Raw genomic sequence first — 20747 nt, 5'->3', positions numbered from 1 at the left:
TGGCGTGTATGTGAAAACGGCGGCTGTCGCGGCTCTGGTTGCGCTGGCGGGCTGTGGTGTGCCTGTGCCTGAAAACCTGCCCAGCGGCGCGTCGGAGAATTTCGATGCCGCCGTTGCCTCGGTTGGCTGTGAGCTGCGCAACGAGCGTGACTACCTGCCGGTCGAGCTGCAAACGGGCATGACCCGGGAACAGACTCTCGCCATGGCCCAGCACAAGATGTCGACGGGCGACGCTGTATCGCTTGAGGGCGGGGCAGTGCGTCTGGTGACAGGCAGCTGCGCACCTTCAGCCGCGGGCTGAGAGATATTCGCCACGGCGTGCCTTCGCGGCACGCTCGCAACCGGGCCGCAGGCTCGATGACTGACAACCGGGCCTCTCGCGCCCGACGACGGACAAAGGACGGAACCTGAGCCGATGCTTAGACGCCTTCACCACGAACAGCCGGAAAGCTTTGCTTTCACCGCCGCGAATCTGGACTGGGCCGAGGCTCAGATCACCAAGTATCCCGAAGGTCGTCAGGCCTCGGCCATCATCCCGTTGCTGTGGCGTGCCCAGGAACAGGAAGGTTGGCTGACCAAGCCGGCGATCGAATATGTCGCCGACATGCTGGGGCTGGCGCATATCCGCGCGCTGGAGGTGGCGACCTTCTACTTCATGTTCCAGTTGCTGCCGACCGGCAGCGTCGCCAATATCCAGATCTGCGGCACCACGACCTGCATGATCTGCGGCGCCGAGGATCTGGTCGCTGTCTGCAAGAGCAAGATCGCTGCCAAGCCGCATACGCTGAGTGCCGATGGCAAGTTCACCTGGGAAGAGGTCGAGTGCCTTGGCGCCTGCTCCAACGCTCCGATGGCGCAGATCGGCAAGGACTACTACGAAGACCTGACCGCCGAGAAACTGTCGGATCTGCTGGATCAGCTGGCCGCGGGCGAAGTGCCTGTGCCGGGCCCGCAGAACGGTCGCTTCTCGTCCGAGCCTCTGGCCGGTCTGGTCACGCTGACCGAGCACGACAGTGGCCGCACCAAGTATAACGCCAGCGTCGGCCTTGCGGTCGATCTGGGCGATACCGTCAAGCGGATCGACGGTACCGAAGTGCCAATCCTGACGCCCTGGAAACAGGATGCTGCGGTGAAGACGCCGTCGAAAGAAGAGATTGAGGCGAAAGAGCCGCGTCCTGCGGAAGGCAAACCCGTCGACGACACGGGCGTGACCGAGCAGGAATCGACTGCCGAGTCGACCGGCAAGGTCGAGACAGACGATGCGCCTGCCGAAGGGCAGAGCAAGCCGGGTCGTCTGGATGCGCCGCGCGAGGGTGGGGCAGATGATCTCAAGCAGCTCAAGGGCCTCGGCCCGAAGGCGGAGCAGCAGTTGAACGAATTGGGGATCTACCACCTCGACCAGATCGCATCTTGGAGCGATACGGATGTGGCCTGGGTGGAGGCAAACCTGACCGGTTTCAGCGGCGCGGTGACCCGCGGCGACTGGGTCGCGCAGGCCAAGACACTGGTTGGTGAGGCGTAACAAGGGCCGCTTGGGGCCAAACTGACGGAGACGGATGGGCAAGACGGCAGATATCTGCAGGACAACCTGCCTGGGGCTGAGCGTGGTGATCGCCATCACGCTGCTGGTCGCCTTGAGCAGTGCTTTCGGATTTCTTCTGGCATTGATCCTGTCGATCCTTGGGGCGGTGGCCATCGGGATGGTGCTGACACGGGTGATCTGTGCGTCCGAAACGCGCTTTGTCCCCGGCGCGGCGACTGTCGGCGGTGATCAGGCTGCGGAGGCGATGTTCGCGCCGCGTGCCGAGCCAGCGCCCTCTGGCGTCGAGGTGCAGATCGCTGCGGTGCCCGAGACCGCGATAGTGGTCACGCGGGCGACGGAAGTGGTGCCGGAACCGGACGCCGAGGATGCCGAAGCGCGGGATCCGCTGGTGATCGAGCCGGTCGCGCCGCAAGGTCTGAAGGCCCCGCAGGACGGTGGCGCGGATGATCTGAAGCTGATCAAGGGCCTCGGCCCGGTGGCTGAGGACACGCTGAACGAGATGGGGATCTACCATTTCGCTCAGATCGCAAGTTGGACCGGGGCCGAAGTGGCCTGGGTCGAGGCGAACCTGAAAGGGTTCAAAGGGCGCGTCACCCGGGACGACTGGGCCGCGCAGGCAAGAACGCTCCTCTCCGATGGCGGGGCGTAAGGGATTGAACATGACGGGGAACCGTTCGGCAGAAATGGCGCAGGCCCGCAAGGCCCGCATGGTCGGCATCGTGATTGCCGGCACCATGATCGTCTGGATGGGGCTTCAGTTTTTGGGCGGAACGCTCGGGCTGCCGGAACGGTATGCCTTTCTTTTCGATTTTGCCGCCATCGCTGCCCTGATCTGGGCACTGGTGGTGACAGCACAAATCTGGCGCGCGCGCCGGGATGACAAAGGGTAAGACATGCTCAAGGACCAGGACCGCATCTTTACCAACCTCTATGGTATGCATGACCGTTCGCTGAAAGGCGCGCAGAGCCGTGGCCATTGGGATGGCACTGCGGATATCATCGGCAAGGGCCGCGACTGGATCATCGACCAGATGAAGGCTTCGGGCCTGCGTGGTCGGGGCGGTGCGGGCTTTCCGACCGGTCTGAAGTGGTCCTTCATGCCCAAGGAAAGCGATGGCCGCCCGTCTTATCTGGTGATCAACGCCGATGAATCCGAACCTGCGACCTGCAAGGACCGCGAGATCATGCGTCACGATCCGCATACGCTGATCGAGGGGGCGCTGATCGCGTCGTTCGCGATGAATGCGCATGCCAGCTATATCTATATCCGCGGTGAATACATCCGTGAGCGTGAAGCGCTGCAGGCGGCGATCGACGAGGCCTACGACAAGGGCATGCTGGGCAAGAATGCCTGCGGTTCGGGCTGGGATTTCGATCTCTATGTGCACCACGGCGCCGGCGCCTATATCTGCGGCGAAGAAACGGCTCTGCTGGAAAGCCTTGAGGGCAAGAAGGGGATGCCGCGGATGAAGCCGCCGTTCCCGGCGGGCGCGGGCCTTTACGGCTGCCCGACCACGGTGAACAACGTCGAATCCATCGCGGTTGTGCCGACGATCCTGCGGCGCGGCCCGGAGTGGTTTTCCAGCTTCGGTCGCCCCAACAACGTCGGCACCAAGCTGTTCGCGCTGACCGGCCACGTCAACAACCCCTGCGTCTTTGAGGACGCGATGTCGTTGCCCGTGCGTGAGCTGATCGAGCGTCATGGCGGCGGTGTGCGCGGCGGCTGGGATAACCTCAAGGCGATCATTCCCGGTGGCGCATCCTGCCCGGTTCTGCCCAAGGACAAGCTGGATGATGCCATCATGGATTTCGACTGGATGCGTCAGAACCAGTCCTCCTTCGGTACCGGCTGCATGATCATCATGGACCAGAACACCGACGTCGTGAAAGCCGTCTGGCGTCTGGCGAAGTTCTTCAAGCACGAGAGCTGCGGCCAGTGCACGCCCTGCCGCGAAGGCACCGGCTGGATGATGCGCGTGATGGACCGTCTGGTGTCGGGCGAAGCGGAGGTCGAGGAAATCGACATGCTGCTCGACGTGACGAAGCAGGTTGAGGGGCACACCATTTGCGCCCTCGGCGATGCGGCGGCCTGGCCGATCCAGGGTCTGATCCGTCACTTCCGCGACGAGATCGAAGAGCGCATCAAGGCCAAGCGCGTTGGCCGTGGCGCAACTGTTCTGGCGGCACGGTAAGCGGTGGTGCGGATGAGCTCCCCTCATACCCTCTGCCGGTCGGGCGTTTTTGCGGCGCTGGCGCTGCTGGCGTTGACCGGCTGCACCAATGAAGTCATGAGCGGCATTCGCAATGGCGGACGCCCTGCGTTTGACGGCCAGTATTTTCGGGCCAAGCTGACGGCAAACCCGGAAGATCCGCGCGCCTTCACGGTCGCGGTGGCCAAGCCGGAGAAGAGCCTGACCGGTGCCCGCGAGGCGGCGCGCTATGAAGGCGTGCAGCATTGCATCAAGTACTACGGCGATTCCGTGATCACCTGGGCTGTCGGGCCGGACAGCCCGCCCACCGCGATGGTGATGTCGGAAAACGGCATGCTGTTCAGCGGGATGTGCCGCGGATGGTAAGCTGGCTGACATATCGCGCTGCGCCCCTGCGCGCTGCCGTGCTGGTGCTGGCGGGTCTGAGTGCGGTGAGCGTGACCACGTTCGCCTCGCCCGCCGCCGCGCGCCCGGCGCTGCGGGAGGTGCAGGAGATCGACGGCGAGATGCTGTGGATCGCCATGGCGATCGAGATCAGCGACAAGTGCGACCGGATCGGTGCCCGCACCGTGAAAGGCTGGATGCAGCTGAATGACCTGCGCAATCTGGCGCGGGACATGGGCTACTCCAACAAGGACGTTCTGTCCTATGTCCGCAGTGATGCCGAGAAGGCCCGCATTCGCAAGCTGGGCGAGAATTACATGAAATCCCAAGGTCTGGACCCCAATAATCCGGCGGATCTGTGCAGGCTCGGCGATGCCGAGATGGCGCGGAACAGCCGCATCGGTGTCCTTCTGAGAGCAAAGTGAGCACGCATGTCTGACCTTCGCAAGATCATCATCGACGACCAGGAGATCGAGGTAGATCCGGCCCTGACGCTGATCCAGGCCTGTGAACAGGTCGGGGTCGAGGTGCCGCGGTTCTGCTATCATGAGCGGCTGTCCATCGCGGGCAACTGCCGGATGTGTCTGGTCGAGGTTGTCGGCGGTCCGCCGAAGCCAGCGGCCTCCTGCGCGATGCAGGTCAAGGATCTGCGTCCCGGCCCCGATGGGGCCCCGCCGGTGATCAAGACCAACTCGCCCATGGTCAAGAAGGCCCGCGAAGGGGTCATGGAATTCCTGCTGATCAACCACCCGCTGGATTGCCCAATCTGCGATCAGGGCGGCGAGTGTGATTTGCAAGATCAGGCAATGGCTTACGGTGTGGACTTCAGCCGCTACCGCGAACCCAAGCGCGCCAGTGAAGATCTGGATCTCGGCCCGCTGGTCGAGACCCATATGACGCGCTGCATTTCCTGCACCCGCTGCGTGCGCTTCACGACCGAGGTCGCAGGCATCACGCAGATGGGCCAGACCGGGCGCGGCGAAGACGCCGAAATCACCAGCTATCTGAACCAGACGCTGCACTCCAACATGCAGGGCAATATCATTGACCTTTGCCCGGTTGGGGCGCTGGTCAGCAAGCCCTACGCCTTTACCGCCCGTCCCTGGGAATTGACGAAGACCGAGACCATCGACGTGATGGACGCTCTCGGCTCGAACATCCGGGTCGACACCAAGGGCCGCGAAGTCATGCGCATTCTGCCGCGCAACAATGACGGCGTGAACGAAGAGTGGATTTCCGACAAAACGCGTTTCGTCTGGGACGGTCTGCGACGCCAGCGCCTCGACACGCCTTATGTGCGGGTTGACGGCAAGCTGAAGCCCGCGACCTGGCCCGAAGCGCTGGCCGTTGCGGCGACCGCGATGAAGGGCAAGAAAGTCGCCGGTCTGATCGGCGATCTGGCTTCGGTCGAGGCGACTTATGCGCTCAAGCAGCTGGTCGAGGGTCTGGGCGGCGTCGTGGAATGCCGCACCGATGGCGCGGAGCTGCCAGCGGGGAACCGCTCTGGCTACGTCGGCACGGCGACCATTGAGGATATCGACTCGGCTGAGATGATCCAGCTGATCGGCACCAACCCCGCCATCGAGGCGCCGGTGCTGAACGCGCGTATCCGCAAGGCCTGGCTGCGCGGCGCGACGGTCGGTGTGATCGGCGAGGCGATCGATCTGAGCTATGAATATGTGCATGTCGGCAAGGACCGCAGTGCGCTTGCGGATCTGTCGTCGAAAGAGATCGGCGAGACGAAAGAGCTGAACTCCATCGTCATCGTCGGGCAGGGCGCCCTGCGCGGTGAGGGCGGCGCGGATGTGCTGGCCCATGCGATGAAACTGGCGGAGAACTCCAACTCCAAGCTGCTGATCCTGCACACTGCAGCGGCACGGGTCGGCGCGATGGACGTCGGCGCTGTGACCGAGGGTGGCATGGGGGCGGCCGTCAAGGACGCTGAAGTGATCTACTCGCTCGGCGCGGATGAGCTGGACATCAAGCCGGGCAGCTTCGTGATCTATCAGGGCAGCCACGGCGATCGCGGCGCACACCGCGCCGACGTGATCCTGCCGGGCGCGGCCTGGACGGAAGAGAACGGCTTGTTCGTCAACACCGAAGGCCGTACGCAACTGGCGGTGCGCGCGGGTTATGCACCGGGCGAGGCCAAGGAAAACTGGGCGATCCTGCGGGCTCTCTCGGCGGAACTGGGCGCAACACTGCCCTTCGACAGCCTGGCGCAGCTGCGCCGCGCGCTGATCGAGGCGGTACCGCATCTGGCGCTGATCGACACGGTGCCGGAAAACGACTGGCAGCCGCTTGAGGTCAAGCCGCTGAGCAACGCCAGCTTTGCCATGCCGGTGACGGATTTCTACCTGACCAACCCGATTGCACGTGCATCGGAAGTCATGGCGGATCTGGCGCGCCGCGCGGCAGAACGCAACGCCGCACCGATGGCTGCGGAATGAGCGGATACGGGGCATATATCGGGGCAGGCGCGCTGGCGTTGTCGGCCTGCGCTTCGGCTGGGGCGAACCCTCAGTCCGGCGCAGAGTCGGCGCAGCGTGCCGAACCGGTGTTTGCCCCGGTCTATGAGGGAATCGAAACGCGCCTTCTTGATGACACTCTGGTCAATTTCCGGGTTGCCATGCGGGGGGCGCGCGACGCTGACGACGTCACGAATTATGCAGATTGCGCGGCTGCGCAATATACGCTCATTCGTGGCTACGGATTTGCAAGACATCTGCGGACAAATGTCTCCGAACGCTCTGGTCTCTGGGAAGCAGATGCGGTTTATACCGTTTCAGCCGACCTGCCCAAGGGCACGTTGACGATCGACGCAGACGTCGCCGCCGCGAACTGCGCGGCTAACGGTATACCGACGGTGTGAGGACACATGGCTGAATTTTTCACCTCCAACCCGCTTGGCATCCTGCTTGTGATCATTGGGCAGGTTCTGCTGATCGTGGTGCCGCTTCTGGTCGCACTGGCCTTTCTGCTTTACGCGGACCGCAAGGTCTGGGCGGCGGTGCAGTTGCGCCGGGGCCCCAACGTGGTGGGCGTCTTTGGCCTGCTGCAGAGCTTTGCGGACTTCTTGAAATACATCACTAAGGAAGTGGTGATCCCGGCGGGGGCAGACAAGTTCGTCTTCCTGCTGGCACCGATGCTTTCTTTCGTGCTGGCGATGATCGCCTGGGCGGTGATCCCGTTCAGCGAAGGTTGGGTCCTGTCGGATATCAACGTCGCGATCCTGTATGTTCTCGCCATCTCCTCGCTTGAGGTTTACGGCGTGATCATGGGGGGCTGGGCGTCGAACTCGAAATACCCGTTCCTCGGCTCGCTGCGCTCTGCGGCGCAGATGATCTCCTACGAGGTGTCGATCGGTCTGATCATCATCGGCGTGATCATCTCGACCGGGTCGATGAACTTTACCGACATCGTCCATGCACAGGACGGCAACCTCGGGCTGCTGAACTGGTACTGGCTGCCGCACTTCCCGATGGTCTTCCTGTTCTTCATCTCTGCGCTGGCCGAGACGAACCGCCCGCCGTTCGACCTTCCCGAAGCGGAATCGGAACTGGTGGCCGGCTATCAGGTGGAGTACTCCTCGACACCGTTCTTGCTGTTCATGATCGGTGAATATGTCGCCATCGTTCTGATGTGCGCGCTGATGACGCTGATGTTCTTTGGTGGCTGGTTGTCGCCGATCCCCGGTCTGCCAGATGGCTTCCTGTGGTTCTTCGGTAAGGTCATCATCGTGTTCTTCCTGATCGCCATGGTGAAAGCCGTCGTCCCGCGCTACCGCTACGACCAACTGATGCGCATTGGCTGGAAGGTCTTCCTTCCGCTGTCGCTCGGCTGGGTCGTAATCGTGGCATTCCTTGCGAAATTCGAAGCATTCGGCGGCGCCTATGCCCGCTGGATGATTGGAGGCTGACCTATGGCAACTCAAGCCATCGACTACACACGCGCCGCCAAATACTTCCTGCTGTTCGACATGTTCAAAGGCATGAAGATGGGCTTCAAGTATTTCTTCAAGCCCAAGGCGACGCTGAACTACCCGCATGAAAAGGGCCCGCTGTCGCCGCGCTTCCGGGGTGAGCACGCGCTGCGTCGCTATCCCAACGGCGAGGAACGCTGCATTGCCTGCAAGCTTTGCGAAGCGATCTGCCCGGCGCAGGCGATCACCATCGACGCCGAACCGCGTGAGGACGGCAGCCGCCGTACCACGCGCTACGACATCGATATGACGAAGTGCATCTACTGTGGCTTCTGCCAGGAAGCCTGCCCGGTGGATGCGATCGTCGAAGGTCCGAACTTTGAATTTGCGACGGAAACCCGTGAAGAGTTGTTCTACGACAAGCAGAAGCTGCTTGAGAACGGCGATCGCTGGGAATCAGAAATCGCGATGAACCTCGAACTGGATGCACCCTACAGATGAGCGATGCAAAGAACCCCTTCGAGATGATGATGAAACAGGCGCAGGACATGGCCAAGGCCATGAACCCCGCGCTTGAGACCTTTTCACCCAAGGGGTTCGAGCAGCTTTGGCCGACCATCCCGAAAGAGTGGATGGAGATGGCCTTTGGCAAAGGGTTCAACAAGGACGGGCTGGACAGCAAGACCCGGCTTTTCTTGACCCTCGCCGGTCTGACGATGCAGGGCGCTCAGGCGGACACGCAGCTGCGCATCACGGTGCGGCATCTGCTGGAAGCGGGCGCCACGAAACAAGAAATCGCCGAGGCCATCGCACAGATGTCGATGTTCGCCGGTATACCAGCCATGACCCGGGCCGCTCAGCTCGCCAAGGAGGTCATGGACGAACAAGAGGATGATGAGACATGACCATCGCCGCGCTTTCCTTCTACCTCTTCGCGCTGAGCGCGGTTGTCGGGGGTCTCTTCACGGTGATCTCCCGCAACCCGGTGCACTCGGTGCTGTGGCTGATCCTGACCTTCCTCAGCGCCGCCGGCCTGTTCGTGCTGCTGGGGGCTGAATTCGTCGCGATGCTGCTGATCATCGTCTATGTCGGCGCGGTCATGGTGCTGTTCCTTTTCGTGGTCATGATGCTGGACGTCGATTTCGCCGAGCTGAAGGCCGAGATGGCCAAGTACATGCCGCTGGCGCTGCTGATCGGGGTCATCCTGCTGATGCAATTCGGTCTGGCGTTCGGCAGCTGGTCGACGTCTGAGGGGGCCGAGGCCGCCCGCACGGCGATCACGCCCGAGGGTGTCAGCAACACCGCCGCGCTTGGCCTGCTGATCTATGAGCAATATTTCCTGGCCTTCCAGCTGGCGGGCATGATCCTGCTGGTCGCGATGATCGGGGCGATCGTCCTGACGCTGCGCCATCGCACGGACATCAAGCGGCAGAACGTGCTGCACCAGATGTGGCGCGATCCGGCCAAGTCGATGGAAATGAAAGATGTGAAACCGGGGCAGGGCCTGTAAGGGCCGCTGACCGGATGCGCCGCCCCATGCGGGACGGCTGGAAACAAGATCAAGACCAGTGCCGCACAAACGCCGGCACAGGGGACAAAAGGAACCGAGGGACATGATCGGAATCGAACATTACCTGACGGTGGCGGCCGCGCTGTTCGTCATCGGGATTTTCGGGATCTTCCTGAACAGGAAGAACATCATCATCCTGCTGATGAGCATCGAGCTGATCCTGCTGGCAGTGAACATTAACCTTGTCGCATTCTCCAGCTTCCTCGGGGATCTTGCCGGGCAGGTCTTTACCCTGTTCGTCCTGACCGTCGCGGCGGCAGAGGCAGCCATCGGGCTTGCCATTCTCGTCTGCTTCTTCCGCAACCGCGGCACGATTGCCGTGGAAGACGTCAACGTGATGAAAGGCTGAGCCCATGGTAACGATCATCCTCTTCGCGCCCCTGATTGGCGCATTGATCGCAGGCTTCGGCTGGCGGCTGATTACGGTGAAGGGCGCGCAGTACCTGACCACGGGTCTGCTGTTCCTCGCCTGTTTCCTCAGCTGGATCACATTTTTCACCACGCCTGAACTGGTGCAGCACATCGAAATCATGCGCTGGATCGAGAGCGGCTCGCTCAGCACCTCCTGGGGGATCCGGCTGGACCGGCTGACCTCGACGATGCTGATCGTGGTCACGACGGTTTCTGCGCTCGTGCACCTCTATAGCCTTGGCTACATGGCGCATGACGAGAATTTCACGGATGCCGAGGAATACCGGCCCCGCTTTTTCGCCTATCTGAGCTTCTTTACCTTCGCGATGCTGATGCTGGTCACCAGCGACAACCTGGTGCAGATGTTCTTTGGCTGGGAAGGGGTGGGCGTTGCCTCCTATCTGCTGATCGGGTTCTACTACAAGAAACCCTCGGCCAATGCCGCCGCCATGAAGGCCTTTGTCGTCAACCGCGTTGGTGACTTCGGCTTTGCGCTTGGCATCGCGGGTCTGTTCTTTCTGGTCGACAGCATCCACCTCGACGATATTTTCGCCGCTGGACCGCAGATCGCGGATACGACGATCACCTTCCTGTGGCGTGACTGGAATGCCGCCAACCTGCTGGCCTTCCTGCTGTTTGTCGGCGCGATGGGTAAATCGGCGCAGCTGTTCCTGCACACCTGGCTGCCGGACGCGATGGAAGGCCCGACCCCTGTGTCGGCTCTGATCCACGCCGCGACCATGGTGACCGCCGGTGTGTTCCTTGTCTGCCGCATGTCGCCGCTGATGGAATACGCGCCTGAGACGCTGGCCTTCATCACCTTCCTCGGTGCGACGACGGCTTTCTTTGCTGCGACCGTGGGTCTGGTGCAGACCGACATCAAACGCGTCATCGCCTATTCGACCTGTTCGCAGCTCGGCTACATGTTCGTGGCCGCGGGCGTCGGCGTCTATTCGGCGGCGATGTTCCACCTGTTGACACACGCCTTCTTCAAAGCACTGCTGTTCCTTTGCGCCGGTTCAGTCATCCACGCGATGCACCACGAACAGGACATGCGGAACTACGGCGGGTTGCGGAAGAAGATCCCCTATACCTTCTACGCGATGGTCATCGGCACGCTGGCGATCACCGGTGTCGGCATTCCTTTCACGGGCATCGGCTTTGCCGGCTTCCTGTCCAAGGACGCGATCATCGAGGCTGCTTATGCGGGCACCAACGGCGGCTACGCCTTCTGGATGCTGGTCATCGCGGCTCTGTTCACCAGCTTCTACTCGTGGCGGCTGATTTTCCTGACCTTCTACGGCACGCCGCGCGGTGACAAGCACACCCACGACCACGCCCATGAAAGCCCGAAAGTGATGCTGATCCCGCTCGGCGTGCTGAGCCTTGGCGCGATCTTCTCCGGGATGCTGTGGTACAACAGCTTCTTCGGCGACCATGAGAAGGTGCTGAGCTTCTTCGGGATGCCCGAGCATCACGCCGAAGCTTCTGAAAACAGTGCCGAGGGTGCCGAGCATGCAGTTGCCACGACAGAAGGCGCTGTCCCTGTGGCCGAGGCTGGTCATGGCACGGCGGTAGCTGCAGAGGGCGCGCATGTTGCGATGGCTCCGGGCGTGGCTCCGCAGGGCGCGATCTTCATGCGGGCTGACAACCACACCTTGGAAGAGGCACACCATGCCCCGGCTTGGGCCAAGCTGAGCCCCTTCATCGCGATGCTTCTTGGTTTCGTCATTGCCTGGGCGATGTACATCAAGGACACGACCCTGCCGAAACGCATGGCCGACGCGAACCGTCCGCTGTACCTCTTCCTGCTGAACAAGTGGTACTTTGACGAGCTGTACAACTTCATCTTCGTCCGTCCTGCCTTCTGGATCGGTCGGACTCTGTGGAAAACCGGCGACGGCAAGATCGTTGACGGCGGTATCAACGGTGTGGCGATGGGGATCATCCCCTTCTTCACCCGGCTCGCTGGTCGCGCGCAGAATGGTTACATCTTTACCTATGCATTCGCGATGGTGATCGGTATCGCGGTCTTCGTCACCTGGATGTCGCTCACCGGAGGGGCGGAATAATGAACAATCTTCTCTCCATCGTCACCTTCATGCCCGCCATCGCGGCCCTGATCCTGGCGATCTTTCTTCGGGGCGAGGATGCGGCTGCGCAGCGCAATGCCAAGTGGGTGGCGCTGATTGCCACCGCTCTGACCTTCCTCGTGTCGCTGTTCATCCTTGCCGGCTTCAACTCGGCCGACACCGGCTTTCAGATGGTCGAGGAGCGCAGCTGGCTGCTCGGCATGAAGTACAAGATGGGCGTTGACGGGATTTCAGTCCTGTTCGTACTGCTGACCACCTTCATGATGCCCCTGACGATCTGGGCCTCCTGGGGCGTCAACAAGCGCGTCAAGGAATACATGATCGCCTTCCTGCTGCTGGAAACGCTGATGCTCGGCGTGTTCATGGCGCTGGATCTGGTGCTGTTCTACCTGTTCTTTGAGGCCGGTCTGATCCCGATGTTCCTGATCATCGGCATCTGGGGCGGGGCGAACCGCGTCTATGCGAGCTTCAAGTTCTTCCTCTATACCTTCCTCGGATCGGTGCTGATGCTGGTCGCGATGGTGGCGATGTTCACCGATGCGGGCACGACGGATATTCCGACGCTGATGATGCACGATTTCAGCTCCACCGACTTCTCGCTGCTGGGTATCCACGTCGTGGGTGGGATGCAGACGCTGATGTTCGTCGCCTTCTTCGCCAGTTTCGCGGTGAAGATGCCGATGTGGCCGGTGCACACCTGGCTGCCGGATGCGCACGTTCAGGCGCCGACTGCCGGTTCGGTCGTTCTGGCGGCGATCCTGCTGAAGATGGGCGGCTATGGGTTCCTGCGCTTCAGCATTCCGATGTTCCCGGTGGGCGCAGATGTGATGACGCCGCTGATCCTGTGGATGAGCGTGATTGCCATCGTCTACACCAGCCTCGTTGCGCTGGTGCAGGAAGACATGAAGAAGCTGATCGCCTATTCGTCGGTTGCCCACATGGGCTATGTCACGATGGGCATCTTCTCGATGAACCAGCAGGGGGTCGACGGTGCCATCTTCCAGATGATCAGCCACGGCTTCATCTCCGGCGCACTGTTTCTCTGCGTGGGCGTAATCTACGACCGGATGCACACCCGTGAGATTTCGGCCTATGGCGGCCTGGTCAACCGGATGCCGGCCTATGCGATGATCTTCCTGTTCTTCACCATGTCGAACGTCGGCCTTCCGGGCACCAGTGGCTTTGTGGGTGAATTCCTGACGCTGATGGGGATCTTCCAGGTCAACACCTGGGTGGCTCTGGTCGCGACCTCGGGCGTCATCTTCTCGGCGGCCTATGCTCTGTTCCTCTACCGCCGCGTGGTGATGGGCGATCTGATCAAGGAAAGCCTCAAGTCCATCAAAGACTTGAGCCCCCGTGAGAAGTGGATCTTCACGCCGCTCGTCGCCATGACGATCCTGCTGGGGGTCTACCCCGCGCTCGTTACCGATTTGATTGGTCCCTCGGTCGAGGCACTGATCGCACACCACGAAACCGCTCTGGCAGCGGCCAATCGCCTCGGCGATACGGCTGCCGCTCTTGCCACGTCGCACTGATCTGGAGGCTACCTGATGCTTCAGGCTGATCTGAACACAATTCTGCCGGAGATCATTCTGGCCTGCTTCGCGATGCTGTCGCTGATCGGGGCGGTCTACACGAGCAAGGACAAGGCTGCGGGGCTGCTGGTCTGGGTCACGGCGGTCATCTATGTGATTGTCGGGTTGTTCATCGCCACCCGCACGACCCCCGAAACCGCCTTCCACGGCATGTACAATGCCGATGGCTTCGCACGGTTTGCCAAAGTGGTGATCCTGTTCTCGGCTGCGGCCGTGCTGATCATGGGCCAGGAATACATGGCCCGTCGCAAGATCCTGAATTTCGAATACCCTGTGCTGGTCACTCTGGCTGTGTTGGGGATGCTGGTGATGGTCTCCGCCGGGGATCTGATCACGCTCTACATGGGGCTGGAGCTGCAATCGCTTGCGCTCTACGTCGTCGCCTCGCTGCGCCGTGACAGCATCAAGTCGACCGAGGCGGGGCTGAAATACTTCGTTCTCGGGTCGCTGTCCTCTGGTCTGGTGCTCTATGGCTCCTCGCTGGTCTACGGATTTTCGGGCACGACGCTGTTCAGCGGTATCCTTGCCTCGATGAGCGAAGGGCAGGCCCCGCTTGGCCTGCTGTTCGGGCTGGTGTTCATGGTGTCGGGTCTGGCGTTCAAAGTCTCCGCCGTGCCGTTCCACATGTGGACGCCGGACGTCTATGAAGGCGCGCCGACCCCGATCACGGCCTTCTTCGCCACGGCCCCCAAGATTGCAGCCATGGGCCTGTTCGCCCGTGTCGTCTTTGATGCCTTCGGCGGGATCGTTGGTGACTGGCAACAGATCCTGGCGTGCATTTCGCTGCTGTCGATGTTCCTCGGCTCGATCGCGGCCATCGGTCAGACGAATATCAAGCGTCTGATGGCCTATTCCTCGATCGCGCACATGGGCTATGCCCTGATGGGCCTCGCGGCGGGAACAGCCTTTGGCGTGCAGGCAATGCTGATCTACATGTCGATCTACATCGTCATGAACGTCGGTGCCTTCGCCTTTATCCTGTCGATGGAGCGGGACGGCCAGCCGGTGACGGATATCTCGGCGCTGAAGATGTATTCGGCGAACAATCCGGGCCGCGCCCTCGCGGTGCTGATCCTGATGTTCAGCCTTGCCGGTGTGCCGCCGCTGGTTGGCTTCTTCGGTAAGCTCTACGTCCTGCGGGCCGCCTATGAGGCTGGTCTTGGCTGGCTGGCAGTGTTGGGTGTGATCGCCTCGGTGATCGGTGCTTATTACTACCTGCGGATCGTGTTCTACATGTACTTCGGCGAGTCCTCGGATCCGCTGGAAACACCGAAGAGCCCGGTTCTGTGGTCGCTTCTGATGGTCTCTGCCGGGATCATGGTGCTGGGTGTCATCAACCTGTTCGGCATCGAAGGTCTGGCTGAGGCTGCGGCCATGACACTGGTGAACTGACCTTGAGCGTGCCGATGCCTGACGATTGGCCCGCGGGTTATGGTCGGGTGGTGCTGGCCGAAGTGGACAGTACCCTCGACGAGGCGCGGCGGCGCTATGACGCCCTGCAAGAGGGGCCGATCTGGCTACTGGCATTGAATCAGACCAAGGCTCGGGGCCGCCGTGGGCGGCCCTGGTCACATCCCAAGGGCAACTTTGCGGCGACCCTGATCCTGCCACTGGCTGAGCGGCCCGAAACATTCGCGCTGCGCTCTTTCGTGGCGGCGCTGGCGCTGCACGACACCTTCGTGACGCTGACTGGGCGCACCGATCCGTTTTCCCTGAAATGGCCGAACGACGTGCTGCTGAATGGCGCTAAGGTGGCGGGTATCCTGCTGGAGGGGTTGCCCTCCAAGGCGGGTATTCCGGGACTGGCCATCGGGATTGGCGTCAATCTGGCCGAAGCGCCCACCCCAGACGAGGTTGAACCCACTGCGCTGCGCCCGGTTGCGCTTGCGCAGGAGACAGGCTCTCTCGTGCGGCCCGAAGAGTTTCTTAACGTGCTGGCGGTACATTATGCCAGTCACGAGGCGACGATGCGGACGATGGGCTTCGGCCCGATCCGGCAGGCCTGGCTGGCCCGTGCCAGTCATCTGGGCCATACCATCACAGCCCGTGTCGGGACCGACACGCTGACCGGCATTTTCGAGACACTTGATGACCGTGGCCATCTGGTTCTGAGCAGCGAGGGAACCCGTCATGCGATCCCCGCCGCCGACGTATTTTTCTAAGCGACACCGGCACGACCGGACAGGGGAGGAGGAAGCCCATGCTTCTGGCCATTGATTGCGGGAACACCAATACGGTTTTCTCGGTCTGGGACGGCGAGCGCTTCTTGTGCACGCTGCGGACCTCGACCGAACATCAGCGCACGGCGGATCAATACTATGTCTGGCTGTCGACGCTGTTGACGCATCACAAGATTCCAATGGACATCAATGCGGTCATCATCTCGACGACCGTGCCCCGGGTGGTATTCAATCTGCGGGTGCTGAGTGATCGGTACTTCAACTGTCGCCCTCTGGTGGTGGGCAAGCCGGAATGCGCGCTGCCGATGCCGCCGCGTGTCGACGAAGGAACGCAGGTCGGCCCCGACCGGCTGGTCAACACCGCTGGCGCATTTGAGCGCTACGGCGGCGATTTGATCGTCGTCGATTTCGGCACCGCCACGACCTTTGACGTGGTGGCCGAAGACGGGGCCTATGTCGGTGGGGTCATCGCGCCAGGCGTCAACCTCAGCCTGCAGGCGCTGCACGAAGCGGCTGCCGCCCTGCCTCACGTTGACGTGACGAAACCCGCCAAGGTCATCGGCACGAATACGGTTGCTTGTATGCAGTCAGGCGTGTTTTGGGGCTATGTGGGGCTGGTTCGCGGGATATGCGACCAGATCAAGGCTGAATATCACCGACCCATGCGCATTATCTCGACCGGAGGGCTTGCGCCGCTGTTCGGACAGGGCGATACGCTGTTCGACCATTTCGATGAGTTCCTGACCATTCACGGTCTGAGGATCATCTATGATTTCAACAGAGCGTTAGGCAACTCATGAGCAACGACCGGCTGATCTATCTCCCCCTCGGCGGTGCTGGGGAAATTGGCATGAATGCCTATGTCTATGGCTACGGGCCTGCCGGTAAGGAACGGCTGATCCTGGTCGACATTGGCGTCGCCTTCCCGGACATGGAGACAACGCCCGGTGTTGATCTGATCTTCGCCGATGTCTCCTGGCTGGTGAAGAACAAGAAGCGGCTTGAGGCCGTGTTCATCACCCACGCGCACGAAGACCACGTCGGGGCCATCGGGCACCTGTACGAGCGTCTTGGCGCCCCCGTCATCCACACCCGCGCCTTCACCGCCAATATCGCCCGTGGCAAGCTGGCGGAATACGGCGTTGGCGACCATGCTGTCACCACGGCGAGCGTCTGGCCCGCGACCACCAAGGCCGGCCCCTTCACGGTCGGCTTCCTGCCGATCTCGCACTCGATCCCGGAGAGCAGCGCGCTGGTCATCGACACGCCGCAGGGCCGCATCATCCACACCGGCGACTTCAAGCTGGACCTCAACCCGCTGGTCGGCGAGGCGTTTGACGAAGAGCTGTGGCGCGAAGTGTCCAAGCCCGGCGTCAAGGCGCTGATCTGTGACTCCACCAACATCTTCTCGCCCAACCCCGGCCGCTCGGAGTCCGAGGTTGGCCCCGAGGTGCAGACGCTGATCGCCGAAGCGAAGGGGATGCTGGTTGCAACCACCTTCGCCAGCAACGTTGCCCGGGTGCGCACGCTGGCCGAAGCTGGCGAGCGGGCAGGGCGGTCGATCTGCCTGATGGGCCGCGCCATGCGTCGCATGGTCGAAGCTTCGCTGGAAACTGGCGTCTTGACCCGCTTTCCGAAGGTTGTGAGCACCGAAGAGGCGCGGGAAATCCCGCGCGAGAACCTGATGCTGATCGTCACGGGCAGCCAGGGCGAACGCCGTGCGGCCTCCGCTCAGCTGGCGCGTGGCAAGTTCCATGGCATGCAGATGCAAGAGGGCGACACGTTCCTGTTCTCCTCCAAGACCATTCCGGGCAATGAAAAGGGCGTGATTGCGATCATGAACGCCTTTTCGGAGCAGGGCGTGGATGTGATCGACGACAGCAATGGCCGTTATCACGTGTCTGGCCACGCCAACCGCCCGGATCTGGAAAAGATGCAGGACGTTGTGAACCCGCAGATGGTCATTCCGATGCACGGCGAACACCGTCACCTGCGCGAACACGCCAAGATGACGCTGGCCAAGGGCCGTGCTGCGGTCGTCTGCGTCAATGGCATGATGCTCGACCTGTCGGGCAATCAGCCCAAGGTCGCCGAGTATATCGAGAGCGGTCGCACCTACCTCGACGGGTCGGTTCAGATCGGGGCCATGGACGGCATCGTGCGTGATCGTATCCGCATGGCGCTGAATGGCCATGTCACGGTTACGTTCGTGCTGGACGAGCAGGACGAGCCTCTGGGGGAACCCTGGTGCGATCTGATGGGCCTGCCTGAGACTGGCCGCTCCAAATCGCCGCTGACCGACGTGCTGGAGCAGGATCTGAGCCAGTTCATCGGTCGTGCGGATGCCAAGACCCTGATGAACGATGCCAAACTGGAAGAGGCGCTGCGCCGCGTTGTGCGCAACACCTCTCAGGATGAGATCGGCAAGAAGCCCGAAGTGACGGTTGTCATTTCCCGGTTGTCGGCCTGATCCCTGTCCGACAAGCTTTCGAGAAGGTCGCGCAACGCCATTGAGCGGTGCGCGACCGGATCGAACTGAAGACCGATCTTCTTGTCTGCCTTCCAGCGCACCAAAGCGCCGAAACTGCAGACATCTTCGATCCTGAACTTGAGCTGATCGAGCCTGCCGTAGCTCGATGCGACCAGTGGAAGCATCAATCCGGCCCCCCCCAGAGAGATATCGAAGATGCGGCCCGTTATCGACAGGTCGTCGACGATCAGGGTGCAATCATGCTGGAACGCATAGCGTGAAAACCGGCGGCGGCCGATTTCAGCATCAATCTTCAAATCGAAAGACATATCCCGTCGCTCCCCAAAGTTGCTGAGAGCCGAGGCTAGTCTTGTACTCTTACTGGACATTAAAAAACCGGCCGAAAAGTTGCGCCAATTCGCGCGACTTTCCGGCCGGTTAAAAACGTCACCGCGGAGGCTGATCAGCCTGCGCGACGTTCCTCGAACGACAGGGCGATGAAGCTGGGCATATGATCGCCCATGCCGACAACGCGGTTGTCACCGCCAGAGCCACCGCGCGATTTGCCGCGCGCGTTGTTGTTGGTGTTGCTGCTGCCGCGCGTGCGATCGTTGCTGTTGTCGGCAGAACGTGCGTCATTGCCACGGCTGTCGTTTGCACGGGCGTCGGTGACGCGGGGCTCGACCGGCTTGGGCGCGTCTGCCTTGGTCTCGGCGGGTGCCACCTCTGCGGGCTTGACCTGCTGCGGGGCAGGGGCGGCCCCAGGGGCCTTAGTCTCGGCCTTGGGCTGAGGTGGTGCTGCGTCGACCTTCGCCTCTGCAGGCTTCGGCTGGGCCTTTCGCGGCTGGCGCTTGGGCCGTTCTGCCGCTTGCTCCGGCTTGGCCTCCGCGACGGCAGCGGCCTTCTCGGCGGCAGGCTTGCTGCGGCTGCGGGTGCGTGTCCGGGGGGCGCGAGCGGGTTTCGCCTCAGCGCCGGTGTCGGCAACGGGGCCGGTCGGCTGCGCTTCGGTGTCAACCGGAGGCTCTGTGCTGTCTGCCTTCGCCCCAGGACGGCCCGGCAGCTCGATGCGAGGGATCTCGCTCTCGACCAGCTTCTCGATGTCGGCGAGATTGCGTTCATCTTTCGGCACGCAGATCATGATCGCCTTGCCCTTGCGCCCGGCGCGGCCGGTACGGCCGATGCGGTGCACATAATCTTCGGCATGCGAGGGCACATCAAAGTTGAAGACGTGGCTGACGGACGGAACGTCCAGACCGCGCGCCGCGACATCGGAGGCGCAGAGGATCTTGAGCGAACCTTCGCGGAACCCATCGAGAGTCTTGGTGCGGGTCGACTGGTCCAGATCGCCATGGATCGGAGCCGCGTCATAGCCATATTTGCGCAAGGATTTCGCAGTGGTGTCGACGTCCATCTTGCGGTTGAAGAACACGATCGCATTGGTCAGGCTGTCGCCTTCCTGATCAATCAACTCACGCAGAACACGGCGTTTTTCGGTGGCTTCACGATCCTTGCGGGTCGCTTTGAACATCACGACGCCCTGTTCGATATTGGCGCCTGTGGTGGCCTGACGCGCAACCTCAACCCGCTCGGGGTTGGACAGGAAGGTGTTGGTGATACGCTCAATCTCAGGTGCCATGGTGGCCGAAAAGAACAGCGTCTGACGGGTGAAGGGGGTCAGGCTGAAGATGCGTTCGATATCGGGGATGAAGCCCATGTCGAGCATCCGGTCGGCTTCGTCCACGACCATGATCTGCACGCCGGTCAGCAGCAGCTTGCCACGCTCGAAATGGTCGAGCAGGCGGCCGGGGGTGCAGATCAGCACGTCGACGCCACGGTCGATCAGCTGCTCCTGCTCCTTGAAGCTGACGCCGCCGATCAGCAGCGCTTTGGTCAGTTTCAGGTGCTTGGTATAGGTGTCAAAGTTCTCAGCCACTTGCGCGGCGAGTTCCCGTGTCGGGCAGAGGACAAGACTGCGCGGCATGCGCGCGCGTGCACGGCCCTTGGCCAGCAGCGTGATCATCGGCAGCACGAAGCTGGCGGTCTTGCCGGTGCCGGTCTGCGCGATGCCAAGGACATCCTTGCCCGCCAACGCATGGGGAATCGCACCCGCCTGGATCGGCGTCGGCGTTTCGTAGCCGGCTTCTTCAATGGCTTGCAGGACCTTGGGGTCCAGGTTCAGATCAGAAAACTTGGTCATATGTATCCGGTGTTTACGGACACATCTCGGCCCGTAGCGTCTGAAAAGATAGGGGGCCCTCATGGCCCCCGGAGCGCAGATCGGCCGCGCCCCATGGTGCCTCGCGAAATACAGCATATGTGGCAAAACGTCAATGACGCCGGGGTTTTGACACGGTTTCTTCATCTCTCCG

22 protein-coding genes are annotated in these 20747 nt (G+C 61.8%); 20 read left to right on the top strand and 2 right to left on the bottom strand.

Annotation, left to right across the window (positions count from 1 at the left end; genetic code table 11):
• Window positions 1–4: 4 nt before the first annotated feature.
• The 20 genes from F3W81_RS07310 to F3W81_RS07215 all read left to right on the top strand — a co-directional run bounded on the left by F3W81_RS07310 (window position 5) and on the right by F3W81_RS07215 (window position 18378).
• Window positions 5–301, top strand: coding sequence for a hypothetical protein (locus F3W81_RS07310; RefSeq protein WP_193082957.1), 297 nt, complete (start codon window positions 5–7; stop codon window positions 299–301).
• A gap of 114 nt (window positions 302–415) precedes the next feature.
• Entirely contained in the window at window positions 416–1522 is a 1107-nt protein-coding gene (locus tag F3W81_RS07305) for an NADH-quinone oxidoreductase subunit E (protein ID WP_193082956.1), read from the top strand.
• Between the two features lie 34 nt (window positions 1523–1556).
• A complete protein-coding gene (locus tag F3W81_RS07300) occupies window positions 1557–2192 on the top strand; it encodes an NADH:ubiquinone oxidoreductase (protein WP_193082955.1) in 636 nt (211 codons plus the stop codon).
• 10 nt (window positions 2193–2202) lie between these two features.
• Window positions 2203–2433: a DUF5337 domain-containing protein gene (locus F3W81_RS07295; RefSeq protein WP_193083700.1), complete on the top strand. Its 231-nt coding sequence runs from the start codon at window positions 2203–2205 to the stop codon at window positions 2431–2433.
• 3 nt (window positions 2434–2436) lie between these two features.
• On the top strand, window positions 2437–3735 hold the full coding sequence (gene nuoF / locus F3W81_RS07290; RefSeq protein ID WP_193082954.1) for an NADH-quinone oxidoreductase subunit NuoF: 1299 nt from the start codon (window positions 2437–2439) through the stop codon (window positions 3733–3735).
• A gap of 12 nt (window positions 3736–3747) precedes the next feature.
• Window positions 3748–4119 carry a hypothetical protein gene (locus F3W81_RS07285; RefSeq protein ID WP_193082953.1) on the top strand — a complete coding sequence of 124 codons (372 nt, stop codon included), beginning with the start codon at window positions 3748–3750 and terminating at the stop codon, window positions 4117–4119.
• Entirely contained in the window at window positions 4113–4562 is a 450-nt protein-coding gene (locus F3W81_RS07280) for a DUF5333 domain-containing protein (protein WP_193082952.1), read from the top strand. The genes F3W81_RS07285 and F3W81_RS07280 overlap by 7 nt, the downstream gene beginning before the upstream one ends.
• 6 nt (window positions 4563–4568) lie before the next feature.
• The gene (gene nuoG, locus F3W81_RS07275; RefSeq protein ID WP_193082951.1) at window positions 4569–6587 is read left to right on the top strand and encodes an NADH-quinone oxidoreductase subunit NuoG; all 2019 of its coding nucleotides are present in this window, start codon (window positions 4569–4571) and stop codon (window positions 6585–6587) included.
• A complete protein-coding gene (locus tag F3W81_RS07270; protein ID WP_193082950.1) occupies window positions 6584–7009 on the top strand; it encodes a hypothetical protein in 426 nt (141 codons plus the stop codon). Before nuoG ends, F3W81_RS07270 begins: the two co-directional genes overlap by 4 nt.
• Before the next feature lie 6 nt (window positions 7010–7015).
• Window positions 7016–8056 carry an NADH-quinone oxidoreductase subunit NuoH gene (gene nuoH / locus F3W81_RS07265; protein WP_193082949.1) on the top strand — a complete coding sequence of 347 codons (1041 nt, stop codon included), beginning with the start codon at window positions 7016–7018 and terminating at the stop codon, window positions 8054–8056.
• A 3-nt stretch (window positions 8057–8059) separates the two neighbouring features.
• Window positions 8060–8560 carry an NADH-quinone oxidoreductase subunit NuoI gene (gene nuoI / locus F3W81_RS07260; protein ID WP_193082948.1) on the top strand — a complete coding sequence of 167 codons (501 nt, stop codon included), beginning with the start codon at window positions 8060–8062 and terminating at the stop codon, window positions 8558–8560.
• On the top strand, window positions 8557–8964 hold the full coding sequence (locus F3W81_RS07255) for a carboxymuconolactone decarboxylase family protein (protein WP_193082947.1): 408 nt from the start codon (window positions 8557–8559) through the stop codon (window positions 8962–8964). The genes nuoI and F3W81_RS07255 overlap by 4 nt, the downstream gene beginning before the upstream one ends.
• A complete protein-coding gene (locus tag F3W81_RS07250; RefSeq protein ID WP_193082946.1) occupies window positions 8961–9569 on the top strand; it encodes an NADH-quinone oxidoreductase subunit J in 609 nt (202 codons plus the stop codon). Before F3W81_RS07255 ends, F3W81_RS07250 begins: the two co-directional genes overlap by 4 nt.
• Before the next feature lie 103 nt (window positions 9570–9672).
• A complete protein-coding gene (gene nuoK, locus F3W81_RS07245; protein WP_119398520.1) occupies window positions 9673–9978 on the top strand; it encodes an NADH-quinone oxidoreductase subunit NuoK in 306 nt (101 codons plus the stop codon).
• Between the two features lie 4 nt (window positions 9979–9982).
• On the top strand, window positions 9983–12112 hold the full coding sequence (nuoL, locus tag F3W81_RS07240; protein WP_193082945.1) for an NADH-quinone oxidoreductase subunit L: 2130 nt from the start codon (window positions 9983–9985) through the stop codon (window positions 12110–12112).
• Window positions 12112–13668, top strand: a complete 1557-nt coding sequence (locus F3W81_RS07235; protein WP_193082944.1) for an NADH-quinone oxidoreductase subunit M — start codon at window positions 12112–12114, stop codon at window positions 13666–13668. Before nuoL ends, F3W81_RS07235 begins: the two co-directional genes overlap by 1 nt.
• A gap of 15 nt (window positions 13669–13683) precedes the next feature.
• Complete coding sequence (gene nuoN / locus F3W81_RS07230; RefSeq protein ID WP_193082943.1) at window positions 13684–15120, top strand: NADH-quinone oxidoreductase subunit NuoN; 1437 nt, start codon at window positions 13684–13686, stop codon at window positions 15118–15120.
• Between the two features lie 14 nt (window positions 15121–15134).
• The gene (locus F3W81_RS07225; RefSeq protein WP_193082942.1) at window positions 15135–15890 is read left to right on the top strand and encodes a biotin--[acetyl-CoA-carboxylase] ligase; all 756 of its coding nucleotides are present in this window, start codon (window positions 15135–15137) and stop codon (window positions 15888–15890) included.
• Between the two features lie 38 nt (window positions 15891–15928).
• Window positions 15929–16708, top strand: a complete 780-nt coding sequence (locus F3W81_RS07220) for a type III pantothenate kinase (protein WP_193082941.1) — start codon at window positions 15929–15931, stop codon at window positions 16706–16708.
• A complete protein-coding gene (locus F3W81_RS07215; RefSeq protein ID WP_193082940.1) occupies window positions 16705–18378 on the top strand; it encodes a ribonuclease J in 1674 nt (557 codons plus the stop codon). Before F3W81_RS07220 ends, F3W81_RS07215 begins: the two co-directional genes overlap by 4 nt.
• On the opposite strand, the gene F3W81_RS07210 is transcribed toward F3W81_RS07215, so the two are convergent.
• Both F3W81_RS07210 and F3W81_RS07205 read right to left on the bottom strand, forming a co-directional pair.
• A complete protein-coding gene (locus F3W81_RS07210; RefSeq protein WP_193082939.1) occupies window positions 18318–18707 on the bottom strand; it encodes a PilZ domain-containing protein in 390 nt (129 codons plus the stop codon). The genes F3W81_RS07215 and F3W81_RS07210 overlap by 61 nt on opposite strands.
• Window positions 18708–18841: 134 nt before the next feature.
• Entirely contained in the window at window positions 18842–20575 is a 1734-nt protein-coding gene (locus F3W81_RS07205) for a DEAD/DEAH box helicase (RefSeq protein WP_193082938.1), read from the bottom strand.
• Between the last annotated feature and the right edge of the window lie 172 nt (window positions 20576–20747).

This window comes from Pseudooceanicola spongiae, assembly GCF_014899185.1.
Lineage (GTDB): Bacteria > Pseudomonadota > Alphaproteobacteria > Rhodobacterales > Rhodobacteraceae > Pseudooceanicola > Pseudooceanicola spongiae.
The sequence above is the reverse complement of the archived record's forward strand: the minus strand, read 5'-3'. Positions and strand labels throughout refer to the sequence as shown.

Coding starts and splice junctions, on each gene's coding strand:
- F3W81_RS07305 (WP_193082956.1), top strand. CDS start 416: ATGCTTAGACGCCTTCACCACGAACAGCCGGAAAGCTTTGCTTTCACC.
- F3W81_RS07300 (WP_193082955.1), top strand. CDS start 1,557: ATGGGCAAGACGGCAGATATCTGCAGGACAACCTGCCTGGGGCTGAGC.
- F3W81_RS07295 (WP_193083700.1), top strand. CDS start 2,203: ATGACGGGGAACCGTTCGGCAGAAATGGCGCAGGCCCGCAAGGCCCGC.
- nuoF (WP_193082954.1), top strand. CDS start 2,437: ATGCTCAAGGACCAGGACCGCATCTTTACCAACCTCTATGGTATGCAT.
- F3W81_RS07285 (WP_193082953.1), top strand. CDS start 3,748: ATGAGCTCCCCTCATACCCTCTGCCGGTCGGGCGTTTTTGCGGCGCTG.
- F3W81_RS07280 (WP_193082952.1), top strand. CDS start 4,113: ATGGTAAGCTGGCTGACATATCGCGCTGCGCCCCTGCGCGCTGCCGTG.
- nuoG (WP_193082951.1), top strand. CDS start 4,569: ATGTCTGACCTTCGCAAGATCATCATCGACGACCAGGAGATCGAGGTA.
- F3W81_RS07270 (WP_193082950.1), top strand. CDS start 6,584: ATGAGCGGATACGGGGCATATATCGGGGCAGGCGCGCTGGCGTTGTCG.
- nuoH (WP_193082949.1), top strand. CDS start 7,016: ATGGCTGAATTTTTCACCTCCAACCCGCTTGGCATCCTGCTTGTGATC.
- nuoI (WP_193082948.1), top strand. CDS start 8,060: ATGGCAACTCAAGCCATCGACTACACACGCGCCGCCAAATACTTCCTG.
- F3W81_RS07255 (WP_193082947.1), top strand. CDS start 8,557: ATGAGCGATGCAAAGAACCCCTTCGAGATGATGATGAAACAGGCGCAG.
- F3W81_RS07250 (WP_193082946.1), top strand. CDS start 8,961: ATGACCATCGCCGCGCTTTCCTTCTACCTCTTCGCGCTGAGCGCGGTT.
- nuoK (WP_119398520.1), top strand. CDS start 9,673: ATGATCGGAATCGAACATTACCTGACGGTGGCGGCCGCGCTGTTCGTC.
- nuoL (WP_193082945.1), top strand. CDS start 9,983: ATGGTAACGATCATCCTCTTCGCGCCCCTGATTGGCGCATTGATCGCA.
- F3W81_RS07235 (WP_193082944.1), top strand. CDS start 12,112: ATGAACAATCTTCTCTCCATCGTCACCTTCATGCCCGCCATCGCGGCC.
- nuoN (WP_193082943.1), top strand. CDS start 13,684: ATGCTTCAGGCTGATCTGAACACAATTCTGCCGGAGATCATTCTGGCC.
- F3W81_RS07225 (WP_193082942.1), top strand. CDS start 15,135: ATGCCTGACGATTGGCCCGCGGGTTATGGTCGGGTGGTGCTGGCCGAA.
- F3W81_RS07220 (WP_193082941.1), top strand. CDS start 15,929: ATGCTTCTGGCCATTGATTGCGGGAACACCAATACGGTTTTCTCGGTC.
- F3W81_RS07215 (WP_193082940.1), top strand. CDS start 16,705: ATGAGCAACGACCGGCTGATCTATCTCCCCCTCGGCGGTGCTGGGGAA.
- F3W81_RS07210 (WP_193082939.1), bottom strand. CDS start 18,707: ATGTCTTTCGATTTGAAGATTGATGCTGAAATCGGCCGCCGCCGGTTT.
- F3W81_RS07205 (WP_193082938.1), bottom strand. CDS start 20,575: ATGACCAAGTTTTCTGATCTGAACCTGGACCCCAAGGTCCTGCAAGCC.